Source organism: Amaricoccus sp. (genome assembly GCF_036846665.1).
GTDB lineage: Bacteria > Pseudomonadota > Alphaproteobacteria > Rhodobacterales > Rhodobacteraceae > Amaricoccus.
The window spans coordinates 1-3504 of sequence record NZ_DAIUBO010000331.1 but is presented as its reverse complement, the minus strand read 5'-3'; the positions used below and the strand labels follow the sequence as shown (position 1 = coordinate 3504).

Here is a 3504-nt window from a genome sequence, read left to right as displayed (position 1 = left end):
GTGGCCTCCTGTCATTCCCTGGGCGCGAAGCCCGATATCTTCACGCTCAGGCGAACTTCGCCTGGATCTCGTCGGAAATATTCTGCGGCACCGCCTCGTAATGGTCGAACTGCATGGTGAAGTTCGCCCGTCCCGAGGACATGGAGCGCAGGGTGTTGATGTAGCCGAACATATTGGCCAGCGGCACCATCGCGGCGATGGCGATGGCGTTGCCGCGGGTGTCCTGGCCCTGGACCTGGCCGCGCCGCGAGGTGAGATCGCCGATGATGCCGCCGGTGTAATCCTCGGGCGTCACCACCTCGACCTTCATGATCGGCTCGAGCAGCTTCGCCCCGGCCTTCTTGAGCCCGTCGCGCATCGCCGCGCGCGCGGCGATCTCGAAGGCCAGCACGCTCGAATCCACGTCGTGATAGGCGCCGTCCACCAGCGCGACCTTGAAGTCGATCACCGGGAAGCCGGCCATGGGGCCCGAATCCATCACCGACTTGATGCCCTTCTCGACGCCGGGGATGTATTCCTTCGGCACCGCGCCGCCGATGATCTTCGATTCGAAGGAATAGCCCTCGCCGGGCTCGGTCGGCTGGATCTCGAGCTTGACGCGGGCGAACTGGCCCGAGCCGCCGGTCTGCTTCTTGTGGGTATAGTCGATCTCGGCCTTGCGGCTGATCGTCTCGCGATAGGCCACCTGCGGCGCGCCGATATTGGCCTCGACCTTGAACTCGCGCTTGAGCCGGTCGACCAGGATGTCGAGATGCAACTCGCCCATGCCCTTCATGATCGTCTGGCCGCTCTCGATGTCGGTCTCGACGCGGAACGACGGATCCTCGGCCGCGAGCCGCTGCAGGCCCTGGCTCATCTTCTCCTGGTCGTTCTTGGTCTTGGGCTCGATGGCGATCTCGATCACCGGCTCGGGGAAGGTCATCGTCTCGAGCACGACCGGCTTCTGCGGATCGCAGAGCGTGTCGCCGGTGGTGGTGTCCTTCAGGCCCGCCAGCGCGATGATGTCGCCGGCGAAGGCCTCGTCGATCTCCTCGCGGTTGATCGCATGCATCATCATCATGCGCCCGACCCGCTCGCGCTTGCCCTTGGTCGAGTTCATCAGCTGGTCGCCCTTCCTGATCGAACCCGAATAGATCCGGGTGAAGGTGAGGGAGCCGACGAAGGGGTCGTTCATGATCTTGAAGGCGAGTGCGGAGAAGGGCTGCGCATCGTCCGCCGAGCGGGCGATGTCGCGGGTCTCGGTCTCGTCGCCGGGCCTGAAGCCCAGGTAGGCCGGCACGTCGAGCGGGTTGGGGAGATAGTCGATCACGGCGTTCAGCATCGGCTGCACGCCCTTGTTCTTGAAGGCGGAGCCGCAGAGCACCGGCACGAACTTCATCGCGAGCGTGCCCTTGCGGATCAGCCGGCGCAGGGTGTCGATGTCGGGCTCCTCGCCTTCGAGATAGGCCTCCATCACGTCGTCGTCCATCTCGACGGCGAGCTCGATCATCTCGCCGCGCATCTCGGCGGCCTTGTCCTCGAGCTCGGCCCGGATCGGCTGGCGGGTCCAGCTCGCGCCCAGGTCGTCGCCCTTCCAGGTCCATTCCTCCATGGTGATGAGGTCGACATGGCCCTCGAGCGCGTTTTCCGCGCCAATCGGCAGCTGGATCGGGCAGGGCGTGGCGCCGGTGCGGTCCTTGATCATCCGCACGCAGTTGAAGAAATCGGCGCCGATCTTGTCCATCTTGTTGACGAAGACGATGCGCGGCACCTTGTAGCGGTCGGCCTGGCGCCAGACGGTCTCGGTCTGCGGCTCCACCCCGGCATTGGCGTCGAGCACGCAGACCGCGCCGTCGAGCACGGCGAGCGAGCGCTCGACCTCGATGGTGAAATCCACGTGGCCGGGGGTGTCGATGATGTTGAAGCGGAACTTGGTGTCGTCCATCCCCGAGAGGCCCGGATCCTCCTGGCGCTGCCAGAAGGTGGTTGTCGCGGCGGAGGTGATGGTGATGCCCCGCTCCTGCTCCTGCTCCATCCAGTCCATGGTCGCGGCGCCGTCATGCACCTCGCCCATCTTGTGGCTCTTGCCGGTGTAGAACAGGATCCGCTCGGTCGTGGTCGTCTTGCCGGCGTCGATATGCGCCATGATGCCGAAGTTGCGGTAGTGATCGAGGGGATAGTCGCGGGCCATCTCGAAATTCCTAAAGCTTGCCGTTACCAGCGGTAGTGGCTGAAGGCCTTGTTCGCATCGGCCATCTTGTGGGTGTCTTCGCGCTTCTTCACGGCGGTGCCGCGCATGTTCGCCGCGTCGAGCAACTCGCCCGCGAGACGCTCCTCCATGGTGTGCTCGTTGCGCGCGCGGCTCGCCTTGATCAGCCAGCGGATGGCCAGCGCCTCGCGGCGCTCGGGGCGCACTTCCACCGGCACCTGGTAGGTCGCACCACCCACCCGGCGCGAGCGCACCTCGACCGAGGGCTTGATGTTGTCGAGGGCCTCGTGGAACACCTCGATCGGCGCCCGGCGCAGCTTCTGCTCGACCCGGCTCATCGCGCCGTAGACGATGTTCTCGGCGACCGACTTCTTGCCGTCGTGCATCAGGTTGTTCATGAACTTCGAGAGCACGCGGTCACCGTATTTGGCGTCCGGCAGGATCTCGCGCTTCTCGGCGCTGTGACGTCGCGACATCTGATCGTTCCCTTATTTCGGACGCTTGGCGCCGTACTTCGAGCGGCGCTGGCGGCGGTTCTTCACGCCCTGGGTGTCGAGCACGCCGCGCAGGATGTGGTAACGCACGCCCGGAAGGTCCTTCACGCGGCCGCCGCGGATCAGCACCACCGAGTGCTCCTGCAGGTTGTGGCTCTCGCCGGGGATGTAGCTGATGACCTCGAAGCCGTTGGTCAGCCGCACCTTGGCGACCTTGCGCATGGCGGAGTTCGGCTTCTTCGGCGTGGTGGTGTAGACGCGCGTGCAGACGCCGCGCTTCTGCGGGCAGGACTGCAGATGCATCGACTTGCTGCGCTTCACTTTCGGCTGCCGCGGGTTGCGGATCAGCTGCTGGATCGTTGGCATTGAACTCTCAACCCCGTCTTCACCGTTTCGTTCACCGGCCCCGGACGCCTCGGCATCCAACGCCAAACGTGCCGCGCCCGGACCCGCCTTCGGATCCGACGCGGCGAAATTCCAGAGGACTGGGGCGATGCCCGAGTCGTGACCGCCAGATTGTGGCATGCCTCCGAAGGGACCCCCCTCAGAGCGCGCGGAAGCTAGGCGCTGGGCGAATCCTTGTCAACCGGCAAAGCGGCCCTGTCGCACCCCCCCGGCGCTCCGGCGCCATGTCCCTGAAATCAGGACGGGATCCCGCATGCCGGACCGGCACTCCGGGCCCCTCCGCCGAAATTTCCCAGCCATCCGCGCGCCGGGAATCGGCGCGGTGCGGCAGCTTGCTTTCCGGCCCGTTTGCCACTAAGCGGGCGCGCATCGACGATCGGGCCGTTCCGGCGGTCCTGGAGCATCAGGAAGCGACGA

General features: G+C 65.6%; 3 protein-coding genes. All 3 read right to left on the bottom strand.

Annotated elements, in window-relative coordinates; translation table 11 throughout:
* Nucleotides 1-46: 46 nt before the first annotated feature.
* Genes fusA through rpsL form a run of 3 tightly spaced genes read right to left on the bottom strand, consistent with a single transcriptional unit; the run spans nt 47 to nt 3048 of the window.
* Nucleotides 47-2170 (bottom strand): elongation factor G, encoded by a 2124-nt coding sequence (gene fusA, locus V7050_RS19745; protein WP_324375874.1) that lies wholly within the window; start codon nt 2168-2170, stop codon nt 47-49.
* Nucleotides 2171-2193: 23 nt separating this feature from the next.
* Nucleotides 2194-2664, bottom strand: coding sequence for a 30S ribosomal protein S7 (gene rpsG / locus V7050_RS19740; protein WP_324375872.1), 471 nt, complete (start codon nt 2662-2664; stop codon nt 2194-2196).
* A gap of 12 nt (nt 2665-2676) precedes the next feature.
* On the bottom strand, nt 2677-3048 hold the full coding sequence (rpsL, locus tag V7050_RS19735) for a 30S ribosomal protein S12 (RefSeq protein WP_324375870.1): 372 nt from the start codon (nt 3046-3048) through the stop codon (nt 2677-2679).
* Between the last annotated feature and the right edge of the window lie 456 nt (nt 3049-3504).

Excerpts from the sequence above, each read along its gene's own strand:
- rpsG (WP_324375872.1), bottom strand. The coding sequence starts at position 2,664 with ATGTCGCGACGTCACAGCGCCGAGAAGCGCGAGATCCTGCCGGACGCC.
- rpsL (WP_324375870.1), bottom strand. The coding sequence starts at position 3,048 with ATGCCAACGATCCAGCAGCTGATCCGCAACCCGCGGCAGCCGAAAGTG.
- fusA (WP_324375874.1), bottom strand. The coding sequence starts at position 2,170 with ATGGCCCGCGACTATCCCCTCGATCACTACCGCAACTTCGGCATCATG.